This is a genomic window from Glycomyces sambucus (assembly GCF_900102815.1).
GTDB lineage: Bacteria > Actinomycetota > Actinomycetes > Mycobacteriales > Micromonosporaceae > Glycomyces > Glycomyces sambucus.
In genome coordinates this window covers 103,875-128,760 of record NZ_FNGF01000002.1, presented here as the reverse complement: position 1 = coordinate 128,760, position 24,886 = coordinate 103,875, and the positions used below count along the sequence as shown (strand labels likewise).

The window sequence follows — 24,886 nt, the reverse complement described above, 5'->3', positions numbered from 1 at the left end:
CCCCGGTTCAACGACCGTGACACGGGGGTCCGACAGTCCTGGGGCGGCGCTGGAAACGTGAAACCGCTGATTCTGCGGCGTCGCCCTTCAAATCGGACATCGTCGGGCCCCCGGCACAAGGGTGGCACCGGGGGCCGACATTTTCGTGTTCAGGCGCGGCGGTACGGGGCCGGGACCGGGACCGCGTCGCCGAGTTCGCGGGCGGCCTGGAGGGGCCAGTACGGGTTGCGCAGGAGCTCGCGGCCGATGAAGATCGCGTCCGCGTCGCCGTCGGCGAGGATCTTCTCCGCCTGGCGGGGCTCGGTGATGAGGCCGACCGCGCCGGTCGGCAGGCCCGTCTCGCGGCACACCCGCGCGGCGAACGGCACCTGGTAGCCGGGCGCGGTCGGGATGTCGGCGCGCTCGACGCTGCCGCCGCTGGAGACGTCGAGCAGGTCGATCGTGTGCTCGCGCAGCAGCGCGGCGAGCCGCACGGTCTCGTCGGCGGTCCAGCCCTCGGGCTCGATCCAGTCGGTCGCCGAGACGCGGAAGAGCACCGGCACCCGGTCCCCCACCTCGGCGCGGACCGCGTCGGTGATCTCGATCGCGATGCGCGTGCGGTTCTCGAACGAGCCGCCGTACTCGTCCTCGCGCCGGTTCGACACCGGCGACAGGAACTCGTGCAGGAGGTAGCCGTGGGCGCCGTGGATCTCGATGACCTCGTACCCGGCGTCGATCGAGCGCCGCGCCGCGGCCGCGAACGCGTCGACCACGCCGCGGATCTCCTCGACGGTGAGCGCGTGCGGCACGGGCCGGGCCTCGCTGAAGGCCACGGCGCTCGGCGCGACCGGGACCCAGCCGCCCTCGCTGGGGTCGAGCGTGCGCCCGCCGAGGAACTCCAGGTCGCAGGTGGCCTTGCGGCCGGCGTGGGCGAGCTGGATGCCGGGGACGGTGCTGTGCGCGCGCATGAGGGCGGTCAGGCGGCGGTGGCCCTCGACCTGGGTGTCGTTCCAGATGCCGAGGTCGCCGATGCTGATGCGGCCCTCGGCGGTCACCGCGGTGGCCTCGGTGAGGATGAGCCCGGCGCCGCCGACGGCCCGGGAGCCGTAGTGCTGGACGTGCCAGTCGTTGGGGGCGCCGGTGCCGGGACCGGTGGTGTCGGCGCTGTACTGGCACATCGGGGCCATCCAGGCGCGGTTGGGGATCTCGGTGCCTCGGATGGTGAGCGGCGAGAACAGGTTGCTGGTCACGTGCGGGTCCTTCTGCGTGGGCGGTGTACGAGGGTCGGGCGGTCGGCGGGGCCGCCGGGTACCGGCGGCCCCAAGGGTACGTCTAGCCGATGAGTTTCAGCAGCTCGGCGGCGGCGGTGTGGGACGACTGCGGGTTCTGGCCGGTCACCACCGTGCGGTCGACCACGACGTGCGGGGCGAACGGCTCCCCCGCCTCGAAGTGGAGTCCGGCCTGCTCAAGGCGGGTCTGGAGCAGCCACGGGGCCTTGTCGGCCAGCGCGCCGAGGCGTTCCTCGCGGTCGGTGAACCCGGTGATGCGGTAGGCGGCGAACGCGTTGCCGCCGTCGGGTTCGGTGGCGGGCAGCAGTGCGGCGAGGCCGTGGCAGACGAGGCCGACGGGCTTGCCGGAGGCCAGCGCGTCGGCGAGGAGCACGCCGGTGCGGTCGTCGACGGCGAGGTCTTCCATGGGGCCGTGGCCGCCGGGGACGTAGACGGCGTCGTAGTCGGCGAGGTCGGCGGCCGCGAGGTCGAGCGGTGCGGCGAACTCGGGTGCGGTGGCGACGGCGTCGCGGTAGCGGGCGGCGTTGTCGGCGCCTCCGGCGAGGTCGGGGTCGAGGCTGACGGGGTCGACGGGCGGGACGGTGCCGCCGGGTGTGGCGACGGTGACCTGGTGGCCGGCGTCCTTGAACGCCTGGAGCGGGACGACGGCCTCCTCGGCCCAGTAGCCGGTGGTGTGCTTGGTGCCGTCGTTGAGCGTCCATTCGCTCGCGCCGGTCATGATGAACAGGATCTTCGCCATGTCGTTGTTCCCCCTGGTGCTGGTCGGTTGCTCGGCGGTGCTGTCGCGGGCCTGATGCCGCGGGCCCGGTGTCATGGGCCGGGTGGTGTCGCGGGCCGGGTGCTCGCGGTCCCGGGCGTCACGTGCCCGGTGGCCCGGTGGTCCGGGTTCCCGGGTGCTTCCGGGTCATTCGTCGAAGCTCGCGTAGTAGGTCGCGGCCATGTCCTCGTCGCCGTGGCCTTGTGCGGAGGCGCGCCGGAAGCGTTCGGCGCCGGCTTCGGCGAGGTCGAGGCGGACGCCGTTGGCTTGGGCGGCCTCGATGATGAGCCGGGTGTCCTTGGCGGCGGTGTCGAGGCCGAAGCTGGTCTGGGCGGTGGTGCCGTCGAGGATGAGGGCCCCTTTGGCGTGGGCGTATCCGGCGTCGAGGGGGCCGCCTTGGATGAGGGCGTAGAAGTCCTGGGGGTCGACGCCGAGTCCCGCGGCGAGGGCGAGGACTTCGCCGATGCCGTGGGTGAGGACGAGGACCCAGCTGTTGGCGACGAGTTTGAGGCGGGTGGCGCTGCCCGCGTCGGTGCCGGTGCGGACGGTCTTGGCGCCGACGGCGTTGAAGACGGCGTCGGCGATCGGGTCGTCGGCGGGTCCTGCGGCGAGGACGGTGAGCTGTCCGGCTTCGGCGGGGGCGCGGGTGCCGAGGACGGGGGCGTCGAAGAAGACGAGGCCGTGTCGCCGGGCGAGGGCGGCGAGTTCGGCGGTGCCGTCGATGCCGGCGGTGGTGGACTGGATCCAGCGGGTGCCGGGGGTCAGTGCGGGGGCGGCCTGGGCGATGACGTCGGCGGCGGCGGGGCCGTCGTGGAGCATCGTGAGGACGGCGTCGGCGCCGTCGACGGCCGCGGCGGGGGTGTCGGCGATGCGGATGCCGTCGGCGGCGAGGGGTTCGGCCTTGTCGCGGCTGCGGTTCCAGGCGGTGACGTCGTGTCCGGCGCGGGCGAGGTTGCGGGCCATGGCGGCGCCCATGATGCCGGTGCCGAGCACGGCGATGCGGCGTCGTTCGCTCATCGGTTCTCCTTCGGTCGGTGGTTCCCGGTGACCCGCCGATAATACTTGCAGACGCGGGTTAATTGCAAGCGATGGTATTTGAGCTGTTGGGTATATCGCCGTACGCTAGGATAGGCGGGATCGCCCGAGCCCGAGGGAGGAACACCGTGACCGCGGCCCCGGAGACCATGACCGCGCTAGCGCAGCGCTGGTGCGCCCTGTCGGTCCTGCACGAGCGCATCGCCGACCGCATCGGGCGCCGGCTCGAAGCCGAGCACGACCTGAGCGTGCGGGAGTTCTCACTGCTCACGGTGCTGATCCGCCAGCACGAGGGGAAGGCCGGGCATCTCCAGATGCGCCAGGTCGCCGAGGCGATCGTGCTGAGCCAGAGCGCGACCACGCGCCTGGTGACCCGTCTGGAGGACCGGGGGCTGCTCGCCCGCACGATCTGCAAGGACGACCGGCGCGGGATCTACACGAACGTCACCGAGGAGGGCCGCCGGCTCCTCGACGCCGCGCGGCCGACCCACGACGGGGCGCTGGCCGAGGCGCTCGACGAGGCGCGCGCGAACCCGGACTTCCGCCCGCTGGTCGAGGCCCTGGAGCGCCTCGACCGGTGAGCGCCGTAGGCGAACGAGGGCGCGCCGGCCGGCGGGTGGACGAGTAAAGCGTTGGGGCCCTTCACGGACGCCCAGATCCGGTCGGGCAGGTACTTGAACGCCTCGGCGATGTCGTCGGCGCCGGGCATGCCGATGAGCCAGCGCGTCACCGCCTCGGTGACCGGTCCGATGAGCAGGCAGCCGAGCAGGCTGTCGGGGACGTCGACGATGCGTCCGGCGGCGATGTGCGGGGCGGTCCACGCGAGGATGCGCCCGAGCTGCGGCGCGGTCTCGGCGAGCATCGCCTCGGTCGGCGTGATGAGGTGCGCCTGGTAGGGCATGGCGAGCAGGAAGTGGGCCTTGGAGCGGTGCTCGGTGCACCAGGTGAGGTAGGCGGTGACGCACGCCTGGACGCCGGTCTTGGCGGTGCGGCGGGGTTCGACGGCTGCGACGAGGCGGTCGAGGAGTTCGGCGGACAGTCGGGTGTAGAGGGCGGCGGTGAGGCCGTTGAAGGACCCGAAGTGGTGGTAGAGGCTGCCGACGCTGACGCCGCTGGCGTTGATGACGCCGGTCATCGTGTAGCCCTCGGGTCCGGTGCGGTCGTAGAGGTCGAGGGCCGCGTCGAGCAGCCGCTCGACGGTCTCCCGTCCCCGCGCCTGCTTGGCCGCCATGTTGCCCCCCAGTGAATCGCGTGCCGCAGGGCCACCACTGTATTGGGTGCCTCTAAAAGGGTCGATGGGTGCCGGGCCGGTTGTGACGGCGGTTCAGGACTTCCAGAACTTGGCGGCGAGGCGGGCGAGCGAGTCGCGCTGGGGCCGGTTGAGGGTGGTCTCGAACTTGTGGTTGAGGTAGAGGCCGGGGGGTTCGGAGTCGATGCGGAAGACGTTGCCGATCCAGGAGACGGGGTGGCCGTCGGCGAGCTGCCAGAGCTGGACGATGCGCTCGCCGGGGGTGATCGTCATTCTGATGTGGAGTTCGAGGAACTCGATCTCATCGGTGCGGAGCCAGCCGACGGCCTCGGGGTCGGGGTACCCGCTCGGGAGCGGGTTGTCGGGTCCGTTCATTCCGGGCCAGCCATTCCATGCATTGATGACAATCCGGTCTCCATCATCGCAGACCACGGTATGCACGCAACTGCCGCACAGAGTGACACCGGGTCTCCAATGACCAGGATAGTAGGCGCATCCGGCGTGTCGGTCCTCGGTGGTGGTGCGAATCGTGCTCGGGAGTGACGGGGGTCCGGTGGGATGCGCCCGGAATGTCCGGGGGCCGGGCGGGGTCCGATACTGGGCCGATGAAGCTCAGTCGCGGTGCCTCGGTGTTCCTGCTCGCGTTCGGCGTGTGGTCGTGGTTCATCTGGATCACGTTCGCCAAGAACCTGTTCGCCGACGTCAGCGGCTTGGCGTTCGATGGCTCGGGCGACCCAACGGGCTATTTCTGGGTGCACCTAGCGCTCGCCGCGGCGTCGTTCGTCCTCGGGACGGCGGTCGGGGCGATCGGCCTGCGGGGGTTCCTGGCGAGCCGCCGGGCGGGCCGCGGGGATTCCTGATAGGACCGCTCGACTCGTTGGCGACTCGCCGGGGAGTCGGGAATCCGACGCGGATCTTTTTCACCCGTTCGAGCCGGAAAGCGCTTGATTCGGATGGCGGAGCACCGGGACCGGATTCCGGTGCTCCCCCGCTAGGCGTCCTCGAGGTCGCGCATGGCCTTGGACGCGGCCTCGAGGTCGCGCTCGTCGGCGGTCTCGGCGAGGTGGTCGGCGAAGCGGAGCAGGGCCCAGTCGCGGACGCGCGCGGTGTCGGCGCCGAGCCCTTCGGCGACGGCGCGGAGCAGTTCGGCGCCGCTGTGGGGGCCGTGGAGCTGCTGCTTGAACAGGAAGTACCCGCCGTCGAAGGCGCGTTCGGCGAGGTAGGGCTTGGGGTCGATGACCAGCCACGGCTCGCGTTCGGCGGAGACGATGTTGCTCAGGTGGGTGTCGCGGTTGCCGATGCCGAGCTCGGGCGGGTCGGCGAGGGCGCCGCAGCGGGCGAGGGCGTCGCGCAGCCGCTCGTCGCCGACGCGGTCGAGGAGGTCGGGCGCGGGGTCCGCGTACCGGGCGCGCCAGTCGTCGAGCATGCCGGTGGCGGCGGGCAGGTCGGGGTAGCCGGCCTCGGGTTCGTAAGGGCGCCAGAGGCGCCGGTAGAGGCCGGTGGCGATCCCGATGCGGCGCCAGGCGGCGGCGGGGGTCTTGTGTCCGAAGAAGCGGGTCGACTTGAGGCGGTTGCCGGGGACGGCGCGCTCCATGAGCATCGCGCCGGTCGCGGGGTCGTAGTCGTGCAGGCGGACGGCGCCGTCGCCGCCGTACTGGCGCAGCGCGGTCGGCTCGGCGCGGTTCTCCTCGTCGCGGTAGATCACCTTGAGGACGGCCGAGGCGCCGTCCTCGCGCAGGACCGGGACCACGTAGGAGTGCGATCCGCCGTCGTAGGGCGGGCCGTCGATCCTGAGCGACCACGCGCGCTTGAGGCTCCACACCGTCCTGGGGAGTTCGTCGAGCCATGCCTGGCCTGCATCGCCGTGCCAGTTGAGGACGTCGCGGCGGACAGAGGAAGGAACCACACCAAATCGCATCGGTACAGTATCGAGCACTCCGTTTCGGCGACGCAATCCGCATATGCGTTTGCGGCCGGAAGTCAGACCACTGCGGACGGTGTCAGTTTTCCGACACCAAGGCGGCCACGGCGTCCGCGACGGGCGCGTCGCCGCCCCGCAGCTCCAGGACCCTCCGCGACACCGCGGGCGTGCGCAGGAGCTCGGCGATGACGGCGGCGACGTCGGCGCGGGTGACCTCGCCGCGGCCCACCGAGGGCTCGGCGAGCAGCACCGTCCCGGCCGGGGCGTCGTTGGTGAGCGCGCCGGGCCGCAGGACCACCCAGTCGAGGTCCCTGGCGCGCAGGTCGTCCTCGGCGGCGGTCTTCGCCGCGAGGTAGGCGGCCCAGACCTCGTCGCGGGCCGGGTCCGGCACGGTGCCGGCGCCCATGGTGGAGATCTGGAGGAAGCGGCGGACCCCGGCGCGCTCGGCGGCGTCGGCCAGGAGCACGGAGGCGCCGCGGTCGACGGTCTCCTTGCGGGCGGCCCCGCTGCCGGGTCCCGCGCCGGCGGCGAACACGACGGCGTCGACCGCGTCCCCGGTCTCGGACGCGAGGAGCCCGGCGAGGTGCTCGGCGTCGGCCTGCTCCAAGTCGAGGACGATCGGGCGACCGCCGATCGCGGTCAGGTCCTCGGCCTGCTCGGGTCTCCTGATGAGCCCGGTGACCGAATGTCCTTCTGCGGCCAGGATCTCGGTGAGGAGCAGCGCGATCTGCCCGTGCCCTCCGGCGATGACGACATGCATACGGCCCACCCTAGCCCGGTCGGCCGCCCGGCGGGGCGGTCCGTGCGCCAACGCCGCGGAGCCGCAGCGAACGGGCGGCTCCCGAGCAGGCGGCTTGTCCATGCCGGGGCGCGGCGGTAGCGTGGGCGGCTCCGCTCGGGCGAACCGCGAAGGGGCACTGCATGGACGTCGGCGTCGATGAGGTGGCGGCGAAATATCGCGACACCGGGAACCGCAAGGGCCGCAACGGGATCCACGACCACCGAACGCCCCGGCTCGACCCCGTCGACTCCGCGCTGGTGCGCTGCCGGTGCCGTTGAACCGCGGCGGGCCGGGTGCGCCCGGCGGGGACGCGGCGCCGCGGCTGATCCTGCTCAACGGCGCCCCGGCCGTCGGGAAGTCGACGCTCGCGCGGCGGTACGCCGAAGACCGCCCGCTGGCGCTCGTGCTCGACCTGGACGTGCTGCGGCCCATGCTCGGCCGGTGGCGGGACGACCCGGGCGCGGCCGGGCTGCGCATCCGGTCGGTCGCGTCGGCCGCGGCGCGCGAGCACCTGGCGGCCGGGTACGACGTGGTGGTGCCGCAGCTCGTGGGCCGGGTCGAGTTCATCGAGCGGCTGGCGGCGGTGGCCGCCGAGGCGGGCGCGCGGTTCCACGAGGTGTACGTCCTGGACGACGCCGCGAGCGTCGTGCAGCGATTCGCCGAGCGCACGCGGGCCGCCGCCGAACCGGCGCATGTGGAGGCGCACGAGCTGCTGGCCGGCGGCGACGACGCGCTGCGCGAGTGGCACGGTGTCGTCCAACGGCTCGCCGCCGAACGGCCGCACGCGGTCGCGGTGGCAAGCGTTCCGGGAGACGTCGAGGCGACCTATCGCGCGCTGCTCGCGGCGATCGGGGCCGATCCGGAGCGGATCGGCACGTAGGCGCCCAAGCGGATGTACTGCTTCACGAGGTCGTAGGCATCAATCTGGTAGCCGGCGACGGTCGTGTGCGTGCCGCCGTGCGGACGTCCAGGGCCCCGGTCCGGTTGGCGGCGTTGGGTTTCCGTGAGCCGGTGGAGGAGCGTGTCGCGGGCGGTCAGGCGAGGCCGAGGACGGCTTCGACGATCTGCGCGACGCCGCCCTCCACGGCGGGGCCGGTGCGGTCGGTGGCAGCGGCGACGGCCTCGGGGTGGGCGCCGGCGACGGCGTAGGAGCGGCCGGCCCAGGCGAGCATGGAGACGTCGTTCGGCATGTCGCCGAACGCGATCACCTCGTCGGCACCGATGCCGCGCTCGGCGCACCAGGCCGCGAGCGCGGCGCCCTTGGTGGCGCCGGCGGCGGTGCACTCGATCTCGGGGAAGCTCCCCCAGTGCCAGAGGCTGACGCCGGGGAGGTCGATGTGGCGGGTGGCCTCGTACATGGCCTCGCCGGTGGAGCCGGGGACGCGGACGACGATCTCGGCGATGGCATCGGCGGCGCCGATGAGGTCGTCGGCGGGTTCGAGGAAGACCCAGGGGTCGTTGAGGTGGACGCCCTCTTGGAGGAACACCGACTGGGTGAGCTGGCGTTCGCCGGTCTCGACGGCGAAGAGCGCGCCGGGGAGGGCGTCGAGGAGGCGGGTGTGGAGTTCGCGTGCGGCGGCGAGCGGCACGGGGTGGCGGAGTTCGGCGGTCCGGTTCGCGGTGTCGTAGACGACGGCGCCGTTGCAGCAGACGGCGGCGTCGAGGACGGGCGCGAGTTCGGGGATGCGGTAGACCGCGCGGGGCGCGCGTGCGGTGACGGCCACGGTGAGGACGCCGAGCTCGCGGGCGGCCTGGAGGGCCTTCTGGTTGCGGGGCGGGAGCCGGCCGTCGCGGCCGAGCAGGGTTCCGTCGAGATCGGTGGCGATCACCTTGGGCGCGGGCACGCATCGAGTATCGGTGCCCCGGCGCCCTGGGAGCAAGTAGCACGTGACATGTCACATGGCACTCGATGCCGGGGACAACGGGTGAGTGGGAGCGGGACTGCCGAGTCGGGAGTGTCGTGGCGGGTCTACGCGAATCGGGCATTTGCAGGGCCCCCGGTTCCAAGGGTGCCCCGGGGGTGCGACATGTGGTGGCGGGTCAGGGGCGCTTTCTGGCGGCTCGGCGGCGGAGGAGGGCGCCGACGGCCCAGCCGGCGATGAAGACCACGGTGATCATGATCCACATGGGCGTCTCGACCTTGACGAACCAGAGCTTGACGCCGACCTCTTCGGTGTTGGCGAGGATGAACCAGATCGCGAGGGCGATGATCACGCCCGCGACGATGAGGCGGCGCAGCGCGCTGCCGCCCTTGCCCTCGACCGCGTCCCCACTGGACATCGCCTGCTCCTCCCGCTCGTACCAGGATCGTCAGTATGGGCGGGATCGGGCGGTTCGGCGGCGGTTCGGGGAAATCGCGCGGTGACTGCGGTCGGTACGGGCCCGGGCGGTTCGGCGGTGAACTCGGGCTGCGATGCGGGACCGGTCGGGGCCGCGTCGGTGCCGGGTGGTCCCGGCGGGCCTCCGCCCGCCGGGACCGGCGGGTCAACCGCCGTAGGGCGCGGCCGCGGCCTGGGCCGCGGTCATGAGGGCGCCTTCGTTCTCCGGCCACAGGGTGTCCTCGACGCACGAGAACGCCGGGAAGAACCCGCCGCAGTTCCCGAAGTCGGGCCCCACCTCGAACGTGAAGCTGGCGACGCCGAGTTCGCCGTAGGCCATGTCGTCGGTCGTGCCGCTCGTGCTGTAGCCGACGGTGTCGTCGTTGGTGCCGACGAAGTACCCGTTGGAGTCCGACATCGACGCGCCGAGGGCGCGCAGCGCCGCGTCGTTCGGCGCCGCGTCGGAGGTGAAGCCCCACGGGACGATGATGTACTCGCCGTAGGAGTGCAGCGTCAGGAACACGTCGCGCGCGTCGCCCGGGGCCGGGTCGTCCTGGCCCTCGCCGCGCTGGTCGGGGTGGAGGGCGCGGAGCCAGTCCTCGACCGCCCGCGTCTCGGGCTCGGAAGCGCCCGAGGCGCCCTGGTAGGTCTCGGCGCACGGGTAGGACGAGTCGCCGCCCCACTCGAACGAGGAGTTGCGGTTCAGGTCGATGCCCGCGCGGCTGCCGCAGTTCCCCGCGGAGTCGTTGAGGTTCTTGCGCTGGAGCACCGGGTCGTCGCCGCCGGAGGCGACGACGTCGACCCCGTCGGGGTTGACCACGGGCACGACCCACACCTCGGTGGTGTCGAGCAGGTCGGTGACCTCCGCGTCGGTGCCGTAGCCCGCCACGAGCTTGTCGATCCACCGCAGGGCGATCTCGCCGGTGGCGATCTCGCGGGCGTGGATCTGCGCGATCAGCGAGAAGCGCGGCTTGGTCGAGTCGGGGTCCTGCTCGCAGTCCCCCGCGGCGATGGCGGTGACGCAGACGGCGAGCACGTCGTGCCCGCCCTCGCCCTGGGTCTTGAGCCAGGAGTCGCCGATGTCGTACAGGCGCGTGAGCGAGGGGTTGGCGTCGGCCACGTCCTGGAGGTGGCCCTCGATCGCGTCGACGGTGCGGTAGCCGCCGTAGTAGGTGCCCTCCTGCTGGGCGGTGGCGGGGACGTCCTTGTAGACGGTGTCGAAGAACGCCGGCTCGTGGCCGAGCGCGCGGAGCTCATCGGCGACGGCCTCGTCGCCGATGATCTGGGCCTCGCCGCCGTGGTCGTGGGCGACGTCGAAGCCGAGCGCCTCGAGTTCGGCGACGTCGGTCCCGGAGAGCCCGTCGACGGTCCAGGTGACGGGCTCGGTGGAGGTGGACGGTTCGGCCGGGTCGGCCTGCGCGGTGAGGGCGACCGTGCCGGTGGTCGCGGCGGCGACCCCGAACGCGACGCCGGCGGCGACGAGCCTTCGCTTCATATGCATGTGTCCGTTCCGTTCTCGGCCCGCCGAGGGTGACGGCGCAGCCGAAGGGGCGGTCAAAGGGAGTCTCATCATACAATTTACTGACAAGTCCCGATACTTCCGACAATTTCGGACACAGTGGAGGTGGTCGGGGAGTCAGGCCGCGTTGGCCGCCTCGCCCGCGAGCAGTGCCTCGATGACCTGCGCGACCCCGTCCTCGGCGTTGGTCGCGGTGCGGTCGGTGGCGGCCTCGACGGCCTCGGGGTGGGCGTCGCCCATCGCGTAGGAGCGCCCGGCCCAGGCGAGCATCGGGACGTCGTTGGGCATGTCGCCGAAGGCGATCACCTCGTCGGGCCCGACCCGGCGCTCCTTGCACCAGGAGGCGAGCCCGAACGCCTTGTCGGCGCCGCGGGCGTTGAAGTCGAGCATCCCGAAGTCGCCCCAGTGGCACATCGACAGCCCGCCCAGCTCGGCGCCCTCGACGGCGGCGGCCATCTCCTCGCCGGTGCGCTCGGCGCAGTAGACCTTGATCTTCACGGCCCGCTTGGCGCGTTTGAAGACCGCGTCGACGTCGGGCACGAAGTCCCAGTTCGAGGCGCCCACGAGGGGCCGGTACGCCTCCTCGCCGACGATGCCGGTGCCGGTCTCGACGGCGAACACGGCGTCGGGGAGCCGCTTCGCGATGGCGGCCGCGACCCGGCGGCCGGGGCCGATCCGGATCGAGCGCAGGACGCGGACGCTCCCGGTCCCCGGGACGTAGTCGATGGCGCCGTTGGCGCAGATCGCGCCGTCGAGGAGCGGGATGAGGTCGGGCAGCATGTCCACGCCGTAGGGGGTGCGGGCGGTGACGGCGACGACCGAGACGCCTTCGGCGCGGGCGGCGGCGAGGGCGTCGCGGGTCCGCTCGGACAGCGTGCCGCCGGGGGCGAGCAGCGTGCCGTCCAGGTCTGAGGCGATCACAAGGGGTTTGAGCACCGCTCTAGTATCGCCCGGCCCGGCAAGGGCGACAACCGATCCGACGGACAGCCGACACCGGCCGTTCAGGGGAGGCCGGAGCCCTTCGGCCCCAAGGCCATCGAAAACCGGGGTGACCAGCGGCACGATTTTCTTGACCTTCAGGTCGAGAACCGGGTAGGGTTCGGGGCATGGGCAGGCCGAAGGAATTCGAACCGGACGCGGTCGTCGCGCAGGCGATGGAGGCGTTCTGGACCGGCGGGTACGCGGGGACCTCCCCCGCCGACCTCGCCGAGGCCACCGGCGTGGGCAAGGGCAGCCTCTACCACGCCTTCGGCTCCAAGCGCGAGCTGTTCGGCAAGGCCCTCGACCTGTACGGCGCGGCCGGCTCCGAGCTGACCGAGGCGTACCTGGACGAGCCGGGGACGGCGAAGGAGCGCATCCGCGCCTACCTCGCCTTCCTCGTGGACACCGACCTCGACGGGCCGGTGCGCCGCGGCTGCCTCGCCGCCAACACCGCCCTCGAACTGGGCGGGCGCGACCCCGAGGCGACGGCGTCGGTGCGGCGCATGACCGACCGCACCATCGAGCTGCTGGCCGAGCGGCTGCGGCGCGGCCAGCGCGACGGGGACGTGGACCGCGGTCTGGACGTCGTCGCGCAGGCGCACCTGCTCATGAACACGATCGTGGGGCTGCGCGTCATGGCCCGCACCCACGAGGGTCAGGTGCTGCACCGGATCATCGACACCGCCCTGGCGGGCTTCTAGACCACCGCGCCCTCGTCCGAGGGCGTTTTTTCCACCCTGATTTTTGACCACAAGTTCAAGAATGGCTTGCAGTGCAGAGATCCAATACCGAAGGGCACCACCATGGAACTGGGCATCAAGGGCAAGACCGCGCTCGTGACCGGCGCGAGCCGGGGCATCGGCCTCGCCGTCGCCGAGGCGCTGGCCGCCGAGGGCGTGCGGGTCGTCGGCGCCGCGCGCACCGTCACCCCCGGACTGGAGAAGGTCGCCGCCGCGACCGTGTCGGCGGACCTGTCCACCCGCGAGGGCGCGGCGGGGGTCGTCGCGCAGGCGGTGCAGGCGGTCGGCGGGATCGACTTCCTGGTCAACAACGTCGGCGGCGGCGACGCCGACCGCATGGTCGTCGGCGGGTTCCTCGACGTGCCGGCGGAGCAGTGGGCGACCGTGTTCGACCTCAACCTGTTCAGCGCGGTGTGGACGACGCACGCGGCGCTGCCGGGGATCGTGGAGCGGCGCGGCGCGATCGTGAACGTGTCGTCGGTGAACGGCCGCACGCCCTCGGGCGCGCCGGTCGGGTACGCCGAGGCGAAGGCGGGGCTGACGATGTTCTCCAAGCGGCTGAGCGAGGAAGTCGCGCCGCTGGGCGTGCGGGTGAACACGGTGTCGCCGGGCGTCATCGGGTCGCCGCTGTGGCGCGACGAGGAGCGGTTCGGCGGCAAGGTCGCCGAGGCGTACGGGGTGGCGCACGCGGACCTGCTCGCGAACATCCCGGGGCGGTTCGGGATCGCCTCGGGCCGCATCGGCGAGCCGGAGGAGGTCGCCGACCTCGTGGCGTTCCTGCTCTCGGACCGGGCGGCGAACATCCACGGCGCCGACCACGTGATCGACGGCGGGACCCTCAAGGCCGCGTAGCGGTCCGGGCGGGCGCGGGCACCTCTGGAGGTGCCCGCGCCCGCCGCGTCCGGGCCCTTGCGGGGGGTGCGGGGAAAAGGGACTGTCGGACCCTCGTGTCACGGTTGCATCACGAGTGCAACCGGTTCCCTCGGATGTTCGTCAGAGTTCCGTGACCGCCCCGGTTCGCACCGTCGTCCTACCTTGGGCGAACCCGCACCCGTCGAAGGAGCCCGCCATGGCCTACAACCCGCCCCCGCACTACAGCTTCGGCGAGCCGGTCGAGCCCCAGCAGCCGCCGAGCGCGCCGCCGCAGTACGGCTCGCCGCCCCAGAGCGCCCCGCCCTCCTACATGTCGCAGCCGCAGAGCGCGCCGCCGTCGTACTCCCCCGGCGGGGCGCCGGCCGGGTACGTGCCGACGCAGCCGGCCCCAACCCAGTTCACGCAGCCGATGCTCGTACCGGGACCGCCGCCGGAGCGGCGGTCGCCGGTCGTGCCGATCCTGGGCGTGGTCACGGTGATCGGGTTCGCGGCGGCCGCGCTGTCGCTGGCGCTGTGGCTGCGCGCCGACGGCGACCTGAGCGACGCGAACGCGCAGCTCGACGACCGGGACGCGGAGATCGCGCAGCTCCGGGAGGACCTGGACGCGGCCGAGACGCAGGTGAGCGAGCTGGAGGTGCAGGCCGCGGACGCCGAGTCGATGCGGGCGTGCCTGGACGACCTCGCATGGTTCTGGGCCACCCCCGAGGGCTCCGAAGAGGAGACCCAGGCGTGGGTGGCCGTGTCGGACTCATGCGCGACCTGGCTGTTCTGAGGTAGCCCGCAGGTCAGCGCTCGCCGCGGTGGCGGGCGAAGGCCGCCGGGACGCGCAGGCCGTGGCCGCGGAACAGGTCGAGTCCTTCGGCCTCCTCGCGGGTGATCCAGCGGGCGTCGGAGGCTTCGAGTTCGGCCAGGCGCAGCGGCTGCGCGGGGTCGAGGGCGCGCGCGGTGAAGCTCATGATCATCGGCATGCGGTCGTCGCCGAGTTTGGTGTCGCGCTTGTCGAACGCCCACGACAGGCCGGTGAGCTCGACGTCGAGGCCGGTCTCCTCGAACGCCTCGCGGACGGCGGCGAGGCCGACCGGTTCGCCGACCTCGGCGGCGCCGCCGGGCACGGCCCACTGGCCGGTGTCGGTGCGGCGGATGAGGAGCAGCCGCCCGGCCTCGTCGAAGACGGCGGCGTCGGCGCCGGTGGAGACGCAGTCGGCGGTGAGGTCGCCGCAGTCGATGCGCGGGTATTCGAGGTCGGTCTCCTCGGCGGCTTCGCACAGGGCCGCGATGCGGTGCTGGCGTTCGCGCTCGTAGGGATCGGCGGTCTCGGCGAGGGACTCCTTGGCGAGCGCGGCGATCGCGTCGAGGAGCTGCTTGACGACGGGTGCGACCTGGAGGACGCCGTGGTCGGGGACGACGGCGGAGGCCGAGGGGTTCAGGCTCGGGACGTCGCCTTCGAGGTCGGGTTCGGTGAGCTCCAGGAGCGCGGCGGCGGCGGGCGCGTCGAGGTGGGTCTGGAGTTCGTAGACGAGCAGGAACGTGTGGGGGCAGGGCAGGCCCGCGAGGTCGGTGTCGGCGATGGCGACCGGTTCGGTGGGGACGCGGGTGCGCAGGGCCGCGGCGACGGTCTCCAGGCGCTGGCCGAGGGTGCCGGAGGTGCGGCTGAGGCGGCGGCGGCGCACCAGGCGGGTGCCGTCGGCGCAGTCGATGCGCAGTTCGGTGCCGGGCATCGGGGAGCGCAGGCCGGTGTCGGCCTCGTAGGCGGCGAGGATGGTCTCGTAGGGCCGGTGGTCGACCTGGGCGAGGAGCGCGGCGGCGAGTTCGCGCAGGCGCCGCAGGCGGGCCTCCTCGTCGGGTCCGGCGCCCCAGAAGAGGCCGTTGGCGGCCTCGGCGCGGAGGATCCCGGAGAGGCGGGCGAGGCCGCGGGCGGCGCGGCCGTTCGCGTCGGCGGTGTCGGTGGCCATGGTGCTCCTTCGCGTCGGGTCGCGGTCCGGGTCGTGGCGCCTGTGGTGAACGTGCCGTTCGGGAAAGCGCGGTCAGATCGTACGCTGCCCGGCCGCCGCGCGGGCGGCGCTCAGCGCGTCCTGTGTCGAGGCGATCAGGGCCGGGTCCCCGAGGCGTTCGCGGATCTCCAGGACCTCGGTGAGGACGTCGACGGCGAGGTGGGGCCGACGGGCGTCCACGAGGTGCTTGCCGTAGTGCTGGAGCGTGTAGTGGACGAGTTCGGGGCAGTGGGTGCGGGCGAGCTCGATGGCCTGCCGGTAGACGGGTTCGGCGGCGTCGAGCGCGCCGGGGTAGCGGTGGGCGTCGCCGAGGTTGACGAGGGCGGCGACCTGCTGGCCCGGGGTCTCGGCGCGGGCGACGGCGGTGGCGAGGACCCGCTGGGCGGCGGCGTAGTCGCCGAGGGCGAGGAGGCCGACGCCCGCTTGGCGCAGTTCGGGTTGCGGGAGGCGGGGTTCGCGGGCGAGTTCGAAGTGGACGAGGCGCCGGAGCTTGTCCGGCTCGGTGGCGTACATGCGGCCGTCCTTGCCGGTCGCGATGAGTTCGGCGATCTGGTGGCGCTCTGCTGACAATGCGCGTCCCCCTTCCGGGCCGCGGCGCCGTTGCGCGCGGCCTGTGGCGAGGATAGAGCCGGATCGGCCCGGTTGCCCAGCTCAAGTCCAGGGTTCGGGCGGGCCGGACGAATCTCAGCGCTTGCGGAGGACGAGTCCCTGGTACTGGTCGATCGCGCCGCCGACGGGGACGAGGGCGGTGTCGAGGAGGGTGAAGTGCCGCTGAGCGAGGGCTTCGATGCGGTCGGCGGTGAAGAACGAGAAGTACCGCTTCGGCTCGTACCGGTCGCCGTCCCAGACGCCTTCGGAGTCGCGGCCGCCGTACTGTCCCCAGTAGAACAGGCCGCCGGGGGCGAGGACGCGGTCGATCCCGGCGAGGACGCCTGGGAGTTCGGCCTTCGGGACGTGGAGCAGGCAGTTCATGGCGAACACGGCGCCGAAGGCGGCGTCGGGGAAGTCGAGGCGGGCGAAGTCCATGACGCGGGCGTCGAGGCCCTTGGCGCGGCAGTGGGCGACCAGGGCCGGGGAGAGGTCGGTGCAGGTGACCGCGAAGCCCTCGTCGGCGAAGCGGCGGCCGCTGACGCCGTGGCCGGCGCCGATCTCCAAAAGGGCCGCGCCGGGTGCCAGGCGGGCGGCGAAGCGGGCGCGCTCGGACGCCTTCCACGGGGCGTCGTCCATGGCCTCGCGGTCGTCGGCGCTCGCGTCGTAGGCGGCGCGGAGGTCGGTCTTCACGTCGTCGTATCGCATGGGGCCGATGATGCCCGAGGGGTGCGACAGGTCTAGCGCAGGCCCGCTTCGGCGAGCATGCGCTTGCGGGTCTTGGCGGGGAGGCGGTCGACGTAGACGGTGCCGTCGAGGTGGTCGGTCTCGTGCTGGAGGCAGCGCGCGAGGGTGCCGGTGCCCTCGATGCGGACCGGGTTCCCGGCCGGGTCGAAGCCCTCCACGACGGCGGTGGCCGAGCGGGGCGTGTCGGTGAACGGGCCGGGGACCGAGAGGCAGCCCTCGTCGCCGACCATGAGTTCGCGCGGCGGCGGGGGCAGCACGAGCACGGGGTTGACGACCGCGGCGACGGTGCGCTCGCCGTCGGCGTCCTCGCAGTCGAGGACGAACACGCGCGCGTCGACGCCGATCTGGTTGGCGGCCAGGCCGACCCCGTTCGCGGCGTACATGCTCGCGAACATGTCCTCGACGAGGTCGGCGAGCGCGGTGTCGAACGACTCGACGGGTTTGCACGCGCGGTGGAGCACGGGCTCGCCGTAGTGGACGATCGGGCGGGCGGTGCCCCGGTCGCCGGGCTTCGCGGCGGGTGCGGTGTCGTCGGTCGGCAACGGTTCTCCTCGGTGCTCCACGGCCCCGGACCGGGCCGCTTATTGCAAGTCTATGGCAACAGTATCCGGGCCGGTCCGTGATCCCTCCCGCGCAGTGCCCCTAACGGGGGCACGTGGGTTCGAGGTCCATCGCGCGGGCCCGGACCACCTCCAGGGCGCGGGTGACGGCGCCGAGGCTGACGACCCCGCCGCCGAGGGTGGAGGCCACGAGATCGGGAGCGGGCGGGTGGGTGAGCTGGTCGAGCCGGGCGGCGGCGCGGTCGAGGACCGGGCCGAGGGAGTCGGCCACCGCCCCGGCGACGACGATCCGCTCCACGTCGAGCAGGCCGCCGAGGACGGCGCAGATCCGCGCCAGCCGTTCGGCCATGCGCTCGGCCAGCGCGATCGCGGCCGCATCGCCCGCTTCGGCGGCGCGGAGGACGAGTTCGGCGCCGAGGCGGTCGGCGGGGGCCGTCATGAGGGGACTGGCGGTGTCGGCGGCGCCGTCGGCGCGGACTTCGAGTGCCCAGCGGCGCAGCAGGTTCCCGATGCCGTGGGTGGAGCCGACGCCGTCGACGAGGGTGAGCAGGCGCAGCTCGCCGGCGGCCCCGCGGCGACCGCGCACGAGGTGGCCGTCGACCACGTAGCCGGCGCCGAAGCGCTCGCCGGAGACGAGGGCGATGTAGGAGGAGGCCCCGGCGCCGGCACCGCGGGCGCCTTCGGCGAGGGCGGCGAGGTTGGCGTCGTTCTCGACCTCGGTGAGCCAGCCGCGGGCGCGGAAGCGCGCGGCGTAGCCGGGGTTCATGCGCTCCCAGAAGTGCTGCTCGCCTTCGGGGGAGGCGCCGTCGAGGTCGGTGGGGGCGGGGACCCCGATGACCGCGCACAGGACGGCTTCGGGGCCGGTGCCCGCGTCGGCGAGGGCGGTGGCGATGACGGCGTCGGCGGCCTGGAGGCGGGCGGCGGGGTCGCGGCCGTCGGGGTCGGTCGCGGTGTGGGCGCGGGCGAGTTCGCGGCCGCGCAGGTCGGCGACGGTGGCGGTGATGCCGTGCTGGCCGGCGTCGACGCCGAGGACCGCGCCGGCGTCGGCGCGCAGCTCGTAGCGGCGGGCGGGGCGGCCCTTGCGGTACTCCTCGCCGGCGGCGCGGGCGTTGGGGAGTTCGGCGAACCAGCCGCGCTCGACCAGCTCGTCGCAGAGGGCGATCACGGTGGAGCGGGTGAGGCCGGTGGCGGCGATCACGTCGCTGGCGGTGAACGCCTCGGCCTCCCACGCGCGGTCCAGGACCGCGGCGGCGTTCGCCCGCCGCTGGGGGTGGGTCCGGTCTTCGGGTTCGACCATGCTGCTCGACATTCGCCTCTTGACACCTCGCCTTCGCTGGACCAGTATGACGGGAGTGATTTGATTTTGGTATTAGATTTAATCACAGGATCATTCCCGTCCGCGCTCCGGCGCGGCCCACCGGCATTGAAAGGCACCCGAGATGGCTGCTCCGACCCCGGCCTCCGCCGACTGGTGGCGCCAGGCCACCGTCTACCAGATCTACCCGCGCAGCTTCGCCGACGCGAACGGCGACGGCGTCGGCGACCTGCCCGGCATCACCTCCCGCGTCGACTACCTCGCGCGGCTCGGCGTCGACGCCGTGTGGCTGAGCCCGTTCTACCCGTCCGCGCTCGCCGACGGCGGGTACGACGTGGACGACTACCGCAACGTGGACCCGCGCCTGGGCACCCTGGACGACTTCGACGCGATGGTCGGCGCACTCCACGCCGCCGGCATCAGGCTCATCGTGGACATCGTCCCGAACCACTCCTCGAACCGCCACGAGTGGTTCCAGGCCGCGCTCGCCGCCCCGAAGGGCTCCCCCGAGCGCGACCGGTACGTCTTCCGCGACGGCCTCGGCGAGAACGGCGAACTGCCGCCCGCCGACTGGGTCTCGATGTTCGGCGGCCCGGCCTGGACCGCCGTCGGCGACGGGCAGTGGTACCTGCACCTGTTCGCGCCCGAGCAGCCCGACTTCAACTGGCACAGCGAGGAGGTGCGGGCCGACTTCCTGAAGACGCTGCGCTTCTGGTCGGACCGGGGCGTCGACGGCTTCCGCGTCGACGTCGCCCACGCCCTCGCCAAGGACCTCCCCGCCGACCTGCCCTCGCAGGCCGAACTGGAGGCCATGGACAAGGCCACCGGCCTGCACCCGCTGTGGGACCGCGACGAGGTGCACCAGATCTACGCCGACTGGCGCCGGGTGTTCAACGAGTACGACCCGCCGCGGATCGCCGTCGCCGAGGCGTGGGTGAACCCGCCCTCGCGCCGGGCCCGCTACGCCAGCGCCGAGGGCCTGGGGCAGGCGTTCAACTTCGACCTGCTCGAAGCCGACTTCGACGCCGGCGCGTTCCGGGGCATCATCACCGAGAACCTGGAGCAGGCGGCCGAGTCGGGGTCGTCCACGACGTGGGTGTTCTCCAACCACGACGTGGTGCGCCACGCGACCCGGTACGGCCTGCCGCCCAACGGGGACGAGCCGCGCAAGTACAACCGGGCGTGGCTGCTCTCGCGCGGGACCGAGCCGGAGCTGGACGCGGCGCGGGGCCTGCGCCGGGCGCGGGCCGCGACGCTGCTCATGCTCGCGCTGCCGGGCTGCGCGTACCTGTACCAGGGCGAGGAGCTGGGTCTGGGCGAGGTGGCGACGATCCCCGACGAGGCGCGGCAGGACCCGACGTTCTTCCGCAGCCCCGGCGTGGACGTGGGCCGCGACGGCTGCCGCGTGCCGCTGCCGTGGACCGTGGAGGGCCCGTCGTTCGGGTTCGGGACCGGCCCGGCGCACCTGCCGCAGCCCGACTGGTTCGGGAAGTCCTCGGTGGAGGCCGAGTCCGGGGACGAGGCATCGACGCTGTCGCTGTACCAGGAGGCGCTGGGGCTGCGGCGCGAACTCCAGGCCGACGAGACCCTGGAATGGGTGGACTACCCGGCGAAGGACGTGCTGCACGTGCGGCGCGCGAACGGCTGGGAGGCTGTGGCGAACTTCAGCACGGAGACGCTGCCGCTCCCGGAGGGCGTGCCGCTGCTGTCGAGCGGCCCGTTCGACGCCGGAGAGCTGCCGGGCGAGACCACGGTCTGGCTGCGCCGGGAGTGAGCGGTCCGGGCGAGGTTCGGGCGCTGGGTACTCGGAAGCCCGGTGCCGCGTGACATGTGATGTATTACCGGCCTTGAGTGAGGGCGCGGTGGGGTGCTCCCCCGCCGCGCCCTCGCGTCATTTGAGGGCCCAGACCTGGACGTCGCCGGTGGCGGAGCCGGTGACGACGACCGGGTTGGCGTCGATCTCGGCGAACGCGGAGGTCTGGATCAGGTCCTCCCCCGCGTGCGGCGCGAAGACCTCGCCCAGCTGCTCCCCTGTGGACAGGTCGAACATGCTCAGGCCCTGGCTGCCCTGGAGGACCGCGACGGCCGCGCTGTCGATGTCGGTCACACCGACCGAGGTCACCTGCTGGAGCAGCTCCTCCCCGGCGGTGCCGAACGGCTCGCCGGTGGCGAGGTCCCACGCCTGGAACGAGCCCTGGGCGGTCACGGTGACGCCGAGGTCCTTCCCGGCGGCCGGGCCCGCGCCGAAGGCGACCACGTCGTAGGAGAGCTGGTCGAACGTGGCCCCGGCCGGCTCGCCGGTGGCGAGGTCGGCCACGAACACGCGGTTCTCGTAGGTGCCGACGTGGCGCAGGACGCCGCCGACCGCGACCATGCCGGAGTGGTCGGCGTACGCGGTCGAGATGTCGGCGATCGAGGCGCCCGTGTAGAGCTGGCGCACTTCGTAGTCGGTGAGGTAGGCGGGCACGCCGTCCCACAGACCGACCCAGTAGATCGAGTCGTACCCGGCCTCGCGCTCGGCGATCGGCGTCGCGGGGTCGGCGAGGGGCCAGACGGCCTCGGTGGTCGAGTCGCGGCTGAACGCGATCCACTCGCCGTCGTACTCGAAGACCGAGAGGTGGTCGACCGGGCCCTGGTGTCCGCGGTACTCGTCGATCTTCTCGCCGGTCGCGAGGTCCCAGATGCGGACGATCGCGTCCTCCCCCGCGGTGACCGCGACGGGCGCGGAGTCGATGTATCCACTGCGAACAGCGGAGACCGCTCCGGTGTGGGCCTGCTGCATGTCGGCGACGAGGTCGCCCTGGACGGCCTCGCCGATCGGAACGAGCCCGGAGCCCTCCCCGGCCTCGGACGCCTCGTCGTCGCCGCCGTTGTCGGAGGAGGCGTTCCCCTCGTCCTCGGAGCTGTTCTCGCTCTGGGGCTCCGAACCGCCCGCGGTGTCGTCCGCGCCCTCGTCGGGCAGGAACTGGAGCCCGATGATGACCGCCAGCGCGAGGACCACGGCCGCGGCGGCCGTGCCGACGGTGGTGAGACCCTGCTTGGTCCTGATCCACGGAGTCGGGTTCGGTTGCGGCGCCGGGTATCCGGGGACCTGCGGGTAACCGGGCGGCGGCGGACCCTGCGGGGCGGCCATGGCGGGCTGCGTGACCGGGCTCGGGTAGCCGGGGACGGCCTGCGGGGTCGGCACCGGGCTCGGGTGCCCGGCCGGGGGCGCGCTCGGGTGCGGCGGGAGCTGCATGGTCTGGTTCGTGTCGGGCGCGGGCGGGGCCGACGGGACCGGCGGCGCGGTCTGCGGGGGCAGGGCCGGGCTGGGGACGGCGATCGGGGTGTTGACGGTGTGCTGGGCGACCAGGCCGCCTTCGGAGACGGCGAGTTCGGGCTGCTCGATGGCGGCGGGGGCGATGCCGAGTTCGCGGTGGAGGGCGGTGGCGACCAGCGGCATGCGGGAGGCGGCGCCGACGAGGAAGAGGCCGGCGATCTGCTCGGCGGCGAGGCCGGACTCGCGCAGGACGCCCTGGGTGACGCGGATGGTGCGGGCCACGAGCGGGGCGCAGACGCGTTCGACCTCGTCGCGGGTGAGGTGGGCGTCGACGTCGAGGAGGGGGATGGTGAGGTCGGTGGAGGCCGAGCGGGACAGGCGCTCCTTCGCTTGGCGCACCTCCTCCATGAAGGCGGTGCGGTGGCGCAGGTCGGCCGGTTCGGTGGGGCTGGTGAGGCGGGCCCAGCGCTCGTCCTCGGCTTGGACGCTCGCGGCGAGGTGCTCGGCGAGGGCCTGGTCGAAGTCGAGGCCGCCGAGGTCGCCGGCGCCGTCGACGGCGAGGACGTCGAAGCCGTTGGTGCTGCGGCGCAGGACGGTGGCGTCGAAGGTGCCGCCGCCGAGGTCGTAGACGACGACGCCGGAGCCGGGGGCGACGTCGGTGCCGAGGGTCTCCACGAAGTAGGAGGCGGCGGCGACAGGTTCGGCGACGAGGTCGACCTGGCCGAGCCCGGCGGCGGTCGCGGCGTCGGCGACGACGTGGCGGCGGGTCGGGCCCCAGGCGGCGGGCACGGTGACGGTGACCGGGCCGAGCGCGCCGAGCGTGTGCTCGCACTCGCGGGCGACGCGGGAGAGGACGGCCGCGATCACGCTGGTCACGGGGATCTCGGTGTCGCCGAGGAGGATCGACTCGTCGTCGATGCGGCGCTTGGGGTTGGGTTCGAAGCGGTCGGGCCGGCGGCGGCCGGAGTGGACGGCGTCAGCGCCGACGACGGGACCGCCCTCGTCGTTCATGAACACCGCGCTGGGCAGCTGCGGGGAGCCGTCGAACAGCTGCTGGTGGACCCGCCCGTCGGCGCGGCGGATCGTCGCGACCGTGTGGGAGGTGCCGAAGTCGATGCTGATCGACGCGGGCCGGGGGCTGGAGAAGGACATGCGGCCACTGTAGTGACCTGGGGCGAGCCGGAGCCGGGCGTCCCCGTGCGGCGCGCGGGCCTGCGAGAATTCCTCAGTGGGGATTCAGACGCAGCTGCGGAAGGCGAACACGGTGTTCCGTTTCGTCGCGCTCGGCTATCCGGTCCTGTTCGGCGCGTTGGCGTTCGACACGCTGGTGCGTCCGCTGTGGGCGGTGCTGCTGGTGGTGGCGCTGCTGGGGTGGACGTGGCTGGCGACGGAGTGGTACCGGCGGCGCGGGTACGGGCGGCCGGCGCTGTACGCGGACCTGGCGGTCACGGTCGCGGCCGTGGGGGCGTCGTCGTGGGTGCTGGCGACCGTGGACGGCGGGGTGCCGATCTCGGTGGGGCCGTGGATGGCCGGGGCGGTGCTCGCGTGGGCGGCGGCCTCGGGGCGGCGCTCGGGGGCGGTCGCGGGGGCGGTGGTCGCGGCGGCCGGGATGGTCTTCCGCGGCGGCGTCCACTCCAGCACCGTGAACGAGACGGTCCTGCTGGTGCTCACCGGGTTCGCGGCCGGGCACCTGGTGCGGCTGGGGGTGGAGGCCGAGCGGCGGATGCGGGAGGCGGCCGAGCGCAGCGCGGCCGCGCGCGAGCGCGAGCGGCTGGCGCGGGACATCCACGACTCGGTGCTCCAGGTGCTGGCGCTGGTCCAGCGGCGCGGGGCCGAGATCGGCGGCGAGGCCGCGGAGTTGGGGCGGCTCGCGGGCGGCCAGGAGGAGGCGCTGCGGGCGCTCATCCGCTCCGCGTCGTACCGGCGGCCCCTGGACGGGCAGCGGGACCTACGCGAACTGGTCGGGCGCCATGCGGGGCCGGACGTGACGGTGGCGGCCCCCGCGACCCCGGTGCTGCTGCCGGCCGAGACGGCGCGGCAGTTCGCGGCGGCGGTGGCGAGCGCGGTCGACAATGTGCGGGAGCACTGCCCGGCGGCGACGCGGGTGTGGCTGCTGGTGGAGGACGAGGGGGACGCGGTCCAGGTGAGTGTGCGCGACGACGGGCCCGGGTTCGCGCCCGAGCGGCTGGCGGCGGCGGCCGCGGACGGCCGCCTCGGTGTGGCGCAGTCGATCCGGGGCCGGATCAGGGAGCTGGGCGGGACGGCCGAGTTCGTGTCGGCGCCCGGGGAGGGCACGGAGGTGGAGATGCGGGTGCCGCGTCGGGAGGGAGGTGCCGGTGGCGACGCTCGTCGTGGTCGATGACCACCCGATCTGGCGGGAGGCCATCGCGCGGGACCTGACCGGGGCCGGGCACCGGGTGCTCGCCGTGTTCGGCGAGGGCCGGGCGGCGCTGGAGGGGATCCGGTCGCTGCGGCCGGACGTGGCGATCCTCGACCTCCAGATGCCGGGCCTGTCGGGGGTGCAGGTGCTCCAGGGCCTGGGCGAGGACTGCCCGACGGCGGTCCTGGTGCTATCCGCGAGCGGCGAGTCCTCCGACGTGCTGGAGGCGATCAAGGCCGGGGCGCGCGGGTACCTGGTGAAGTCGGCGTCGCCCGCGGAGCTCGCGGACGCGGTGGAGCGGGTGGCGGCCGGGGACGCGGTGTTCACGCCGGGCCTGGCGGGCCTGGTCCTCGGCGAGTACCGGCGGCTGGCGAACGCGCCGGAGCCCGAGGAGCGCCCACGCCTGTCCGAGCGCGAGACCGAGGTGCTGCGGCTCGTGGCGAAGGGCTTGGGCTACAAGGAGATCGCCGCGCGGCTGACGCTGTCGCCGCGGACGGTGCAGAACCACGTCCAGCACATCCTCGCGAAGCTCCAGCTGCACAACCGGGCCCAGCTGGTGCGGTACGCGATCGAGCAGGGCATCGACGGGGACTGAGTACTTTCG

Annotated in this window: 26 protein-coding genes and 1 pseudogene; 10 read left to right on the top strand and 17 right to left on the bottom strand. The window is 73.3% G+C overall.

What is annotated here, in order from left to right:
- Positions 1-149 precede the first annotated feature (149 nt).
- The 3 genes from BLS99_RS05770 to BLS99_RS05760 form a co-directional block, all read right to left on the bottom strand.
- On the bottom strand, positions 150-1,229 hold the full coding sequence (locus BLS99_RS05770; RefSeq protein WP_091045216.1) for an NADH:flavin oxidoreductase/NADH oxidase: 1,080 nt from the start codon (positions 1,227-1,229) through the stop codon (positions 150-152).
- A gap of 82 nt (positions 1,230-1,311) precedes the next feature.
- Positions 1,312-2,007, bottom strand: coding sequence for a type 1 glutamine amidotransferase domain-containing protein (locus BLS99_RS05765; protein WP_091045215.1), 696 nt, complete (start codon positions 2,005-2,007; stop codon positions 1,312-1,314).
- 165 nt (positions 2,008-2,172) lie between these two features.
- Positions 2,173-3,042 carry an NAD(P)-dependent oxidoreductase gene (locus tag BLS99_RS05760; RefSeq protein WP_091045214.1) on the bottom strand — a complete coding sequence of 290 codons (870 nt, stop codon included), beginning with the start codon at positions 3,040-3,042 and terminating at the stop codon, positions 2,173-2,175.
- A gap of 167 nt (positions 3,043-3,209) precedes the next feature.
- Between BLS99_RS05760 and BLS99_RS05755 the strand changes: the two genes are divergently transcribed.
- Positions 3,210-3,641 carry a MarR family transcriptional regulator gene (locus BLS99_RS05755; RefSeq protein WP_091047650.1) on the top strand — a complete coding sequence of 144 codons (432 nt, stop codon included), beginning with the start codon at positions 3,210-3,212 and terminating at the stop codon, positions 3,639-3,641.
- Between the two features lie 491 nt (positions 3,642-4,132).
- Here BLS99_RS05755 and BLS99_RS27745 read toward each other — a convergent pair.
- Both BLS99_RS27745 and BLS99_RS05745 read right to left on the bottom strand, forming a co-directional pair.
- Positions 4,133-4,291: pseudogene (locus BLS99_RS27745) on the bottom strand (TetR/AcrR family transcriptional regulator); the annotation flags it as partial.
- 93 nt (positions 4,292-4,384) lie between these two features.
- On the bottom strand, positions 4,385-4,684 hold the full coding sequence (locus BLS99_RS05745) for a hypothetical protein (RefSeq protein WP_091045212.1): 300 nt from the start codon (positions 4,682-4,684) through the stop codon (positions 4,385-4,387).
- A gap of 230 nt (positions 4,685-4,914) precedes the next feature.
- Between BLS99_RS05745 and BLS99_RS05740 the strand changes: the two genes are divergently transcribed.
- The gene (locus BLS99_RS05740; RefSeq protein WP_091045210.1) at positions 4,915-5,169 is read left to right on the top strand and encodes an SCO4848 family membrane protein; all 255 of its coding nucleotides are present in this window, start codon (positions 4,915-4,917) and stop codon (positions 5,167-5,169) included.
- Between the two features lie 131 nt (positions 5,170-5,300).
- On the opposite strand, the gene BLS99_RS05735 is transcribed toward BLS99_RS05740, so the two are convergent.
- Together BLS99_RS05735 and BLS99_RS05730 are read right to left on the bottom strand one after the other, a co-directional pair.
- Complete coding sequence (locus BLS99_RS05735; protein WP_176953220.1) at positions 5,301-6,215, bottom strand: aminoglycoside phosphotransferase family protein; 915 nt, start codon at positions 6,213-6,215, stop codon at positions 5,301-5,303.
- Positions 6,216-6,309: 94 nt separating this feature from the next.
- Entirely contained in the window at positions 6,310-6,990 is a 681-nt protein-coding gene (locus BLS99_RS05730) for an NAD(P)H-binding protein (RefSeq protein ID WP_091045208.1), read from the bottom strand.
- A 161-nt stretch (positions 6,991-7,151) separates the two neighbouring features.
- Between BLS99_RS05730 and BLS99_RS26035 the strand changes: the two genes are divergently transcribed.
- Positions 7,152-7,289 carry a hypothetical protein gene (locus BLS99_RS26035; RefSeq protein ID WP_176953219.1) on the top strand — a complete coding sequence of 46 codons (138 nt, stop codon included), beginning with the start codon at positions 7,152-7,154 and terminating at the stop codon, positions 7,287-7,289.
- Complete coding sequence (locus tag BLS99_RS05725) at positions 7,280-7,891, top strand: AAA family ATPase (RefSeq protein ID WP_218126302.1); 612 nt, start codon at positions 7,280-7,282, stop codon at positions 7,889-7,891. The genes BLS99_RS26035 and BLS99_RS05725 overlap by 10 nt, the downstream gene beginning before the upstream one ends.
- A 154-nt stretch (positions 7,892-8,045) precedes the next feature.
- On the opposite strand, the gene BLS99_RS05720 is transcribed toward BLS99_RS05725, so the two are convergent.
- The 4 genes from BLS99_RS05720 to BLS99_RS05705 all read right to left on the bottom strand — a co-directional run bounded on the left by BLS99_RS05720 (position 8,046) and on the right by BLS99_RS05705 (position 11,784).
- Positions 8,046-8,855 (bottom strand): HAD family hydrolase, encoded by an 810-nt coding sequence (locus tag BLS99_RS05720; protein WP_176953218.1) that lies wholly within the window; start codon positions 8,853-8,855, stop codon positions 8,046-8,048.
- A 196-nt stretch (positions 8,856-9,051) separates the two neighbouring features.
- The gene (locus BLS99_RS05715; protein WP_091045202.1) at positions 9,052-9,291 is read right to left on the bottom strand and encodes a LapA family protein; all 240 of its coding nucleotides are present in this window, start codon (positions 9,289-9,291) and stop codon (positions 9,052-9,054) included.
- Between the two features lie 204 nt (positions 9,292-9,495).
- Entirely contained in the window at positions 9,496-10,830 is a 1,335-nt protein-coding gene (locus tag BLS99_RS05710) for a M14 family zinc carboxypeptidase (RefSeq protein WP_091045201.1), read from the bottom strand.
- 135 nt (positions 10,831-10,965) lie between these two features.
- On the bottom strand, positions 10,966-11,784 hold the full coding sequence (locus BLS99_RS05705) for an HAD family hydrolase (RefSeq protein ID WP_176953217.1): 819 nt from the start codon (positions 11,782-11,784) through the stop codon (positions 10,966-10,968).
- A 170-nt stretch (positions 11,785-11,954) separates the two neighbouring features.
- Here BLS99_RS05705 and BLS99_RS05700 point away from each other — a divergent pair, with 170 nt between their 5' ends.
- From BLS99_RS05700 to BLS99_RS05690, 3 genes are all read left to right on the top strand, one after another.
- Positions 11,955-12,530 (top strand): TetR/AcrR family transcriptional regulator, encoded by a 576-nt coding sequence (locus BLS99_RS05700; protein ID WP_091045199.1) that lies wholly within the window; start codon positions 11,955-11,957, stop codon positions 12,528-12,530.
- A gap of 102 nt (positions 12,531-12,632) precedes the next feature.
- Positions 12,633-13,421 (top strand): SDR family oxidoreductase, encoded by a 789-nt coding sequence (locus tag BLS99_RS05695; protein WP_091045197.1) that lies wholly within the window; start codon positions 12,633-12,635, stop codon positions 13,419-13,421.
- Between the two features lie 217 nt (positions 13,422-13,638).
- Positions 13,639-14,214 (top strand): hypothetical protein, encoded by a 576-nt coding sequence (locus tag BLS99_RS05690; RefSeq protein WP_091045194.1) that lies wholly within the window; start codon positions 13,639-13,641, stop codon positions 14,212-14,214.
- A 13-nt stretch (positions 14,215-14,227) separates the two neighbouring features.
- On the opposite strand, the gene BLS99_RS26520 is transcribed toward BLS99_RS05690, so the two are convergent.
- The 5 genes from BLS99_RS26520 to BLS99_RS05665 all read right to left on the bottom strand — a co-directional run bounded on the left by BLS99_RS26520 (position 14,228) and on the right by BLS99_RS05665 (position 18,637).
- Entirely contained in the window at positions 14,228-15,394 is a 1,167-nt protein-coding gene (locus BLS99_RS26520; protein WP_218126301.1) for an NUDIX hydrolase, read from the bottom strand.
- A gap of 72 nt (positions 15,395-15,466) precedes the next feature.
- Entirely contained in the window at positions 15,467-16,003 is a 537-nt protein-coding gene (locus tag BLS99_RS05680) for a tetratricopeptide repeat protein (protein WP_091045190.1), read from the bottom strand.
- Between the two features lie 114 nt (positions 16,004-16,117).
- Complete coding sequence (locus BLS99_RS05675; protein ID WP_091045187.1) at positions 16,118-16,729, bottom strand: class I SAM-dependent methyltransferase; 612 nt, start codon at positions 16,727-16,729, stop codon at positions 16,118-16,120.
- A 32-nt stretch (positions 16,730-16,761) separates the two neighbouring features.
- Complete coding sequence (gene def / locus BLS99_RS05670; protein WP_091045184.1) at positions 16,762-17,310, bottom strand: peptide deformylase; 549 nt, start codon at positions 17,308-17,310, stop codon at positions 16,762-16,764.
- A gap of 100 nt (positions 17,311-17,410) precedes the next feature.
- Complete coding sequence (locus tag BLS99_RS05665; protein WP_091045183.1) at positions 17,411-18,637, bottom strand: ROK family protein; 1,227 nt, start codon at positions 18,635-18,637, stop codon at positions 17,411-17,413.
- A gap of 130 nt (positions 18,638-18,767) precedes the next feature.
- Here BLS99_RS05665 and BLS99_RS05660 point away from each other — a divergent pair, with 130 nt between their 5' ends.
- Positions 18,768-20,417, top strand: coding sequence for a glycoside hydrolase family 13 protein (locus BLS99_RS05660; protein WP_091045182.1), 1,650 nt, complete (start codon positions 18,768-18,770; stop codon positions 20,415-20,417).
- A gap of 117 nt (positions 20,418-20,534) precedes the next feature.
- Here BLS99_RS05660 and BLS99_RS05655 read toward each other — a convergent pair whose 3' ends face one another.
- The gene (locus BLS99_RS05655; protein WP_091045181.1) at positions 20,535-23,054 is read right to left on the bottom strand and encodes an Hsp70 family protein; all 2,520 of its coding nucleotides are present in this window, start codon (positions 23,052-23,054) and stop codon (positions 20,535-20,537) included.
- Positions 23,055-23,130: 76 nt separating this feature from the next.
- On the opposite strand from BLS99_RS05655, the gene macS reads away from it, so the two are divergent.
- Complete coding sequence (macS, locus tag BLS99_RS27300; RefSeq protein ID WP_091045180.1) at positions 23,131-24,264, top strand: MacS family sensor histidine kinase; 1,134 nt, start codon at positions 23,131-23,133, stop codon at positions 24,262-24,264.
- A complete protein-coding gene (locus BLS99_RS27295) occupies positions 24,239-24,877 on the top strand; it encodes a response regulator (RefSeq protein WP_091047643.1) in 639 nt (212 codons plus the stop codon). Before macS ends, BLS99_RS27295 begins: the two co-directional genes overlap by 26 nt.
- The last annotated feature ends 9 nt before the right edge of the window (positions 24,878-24,886 follow it).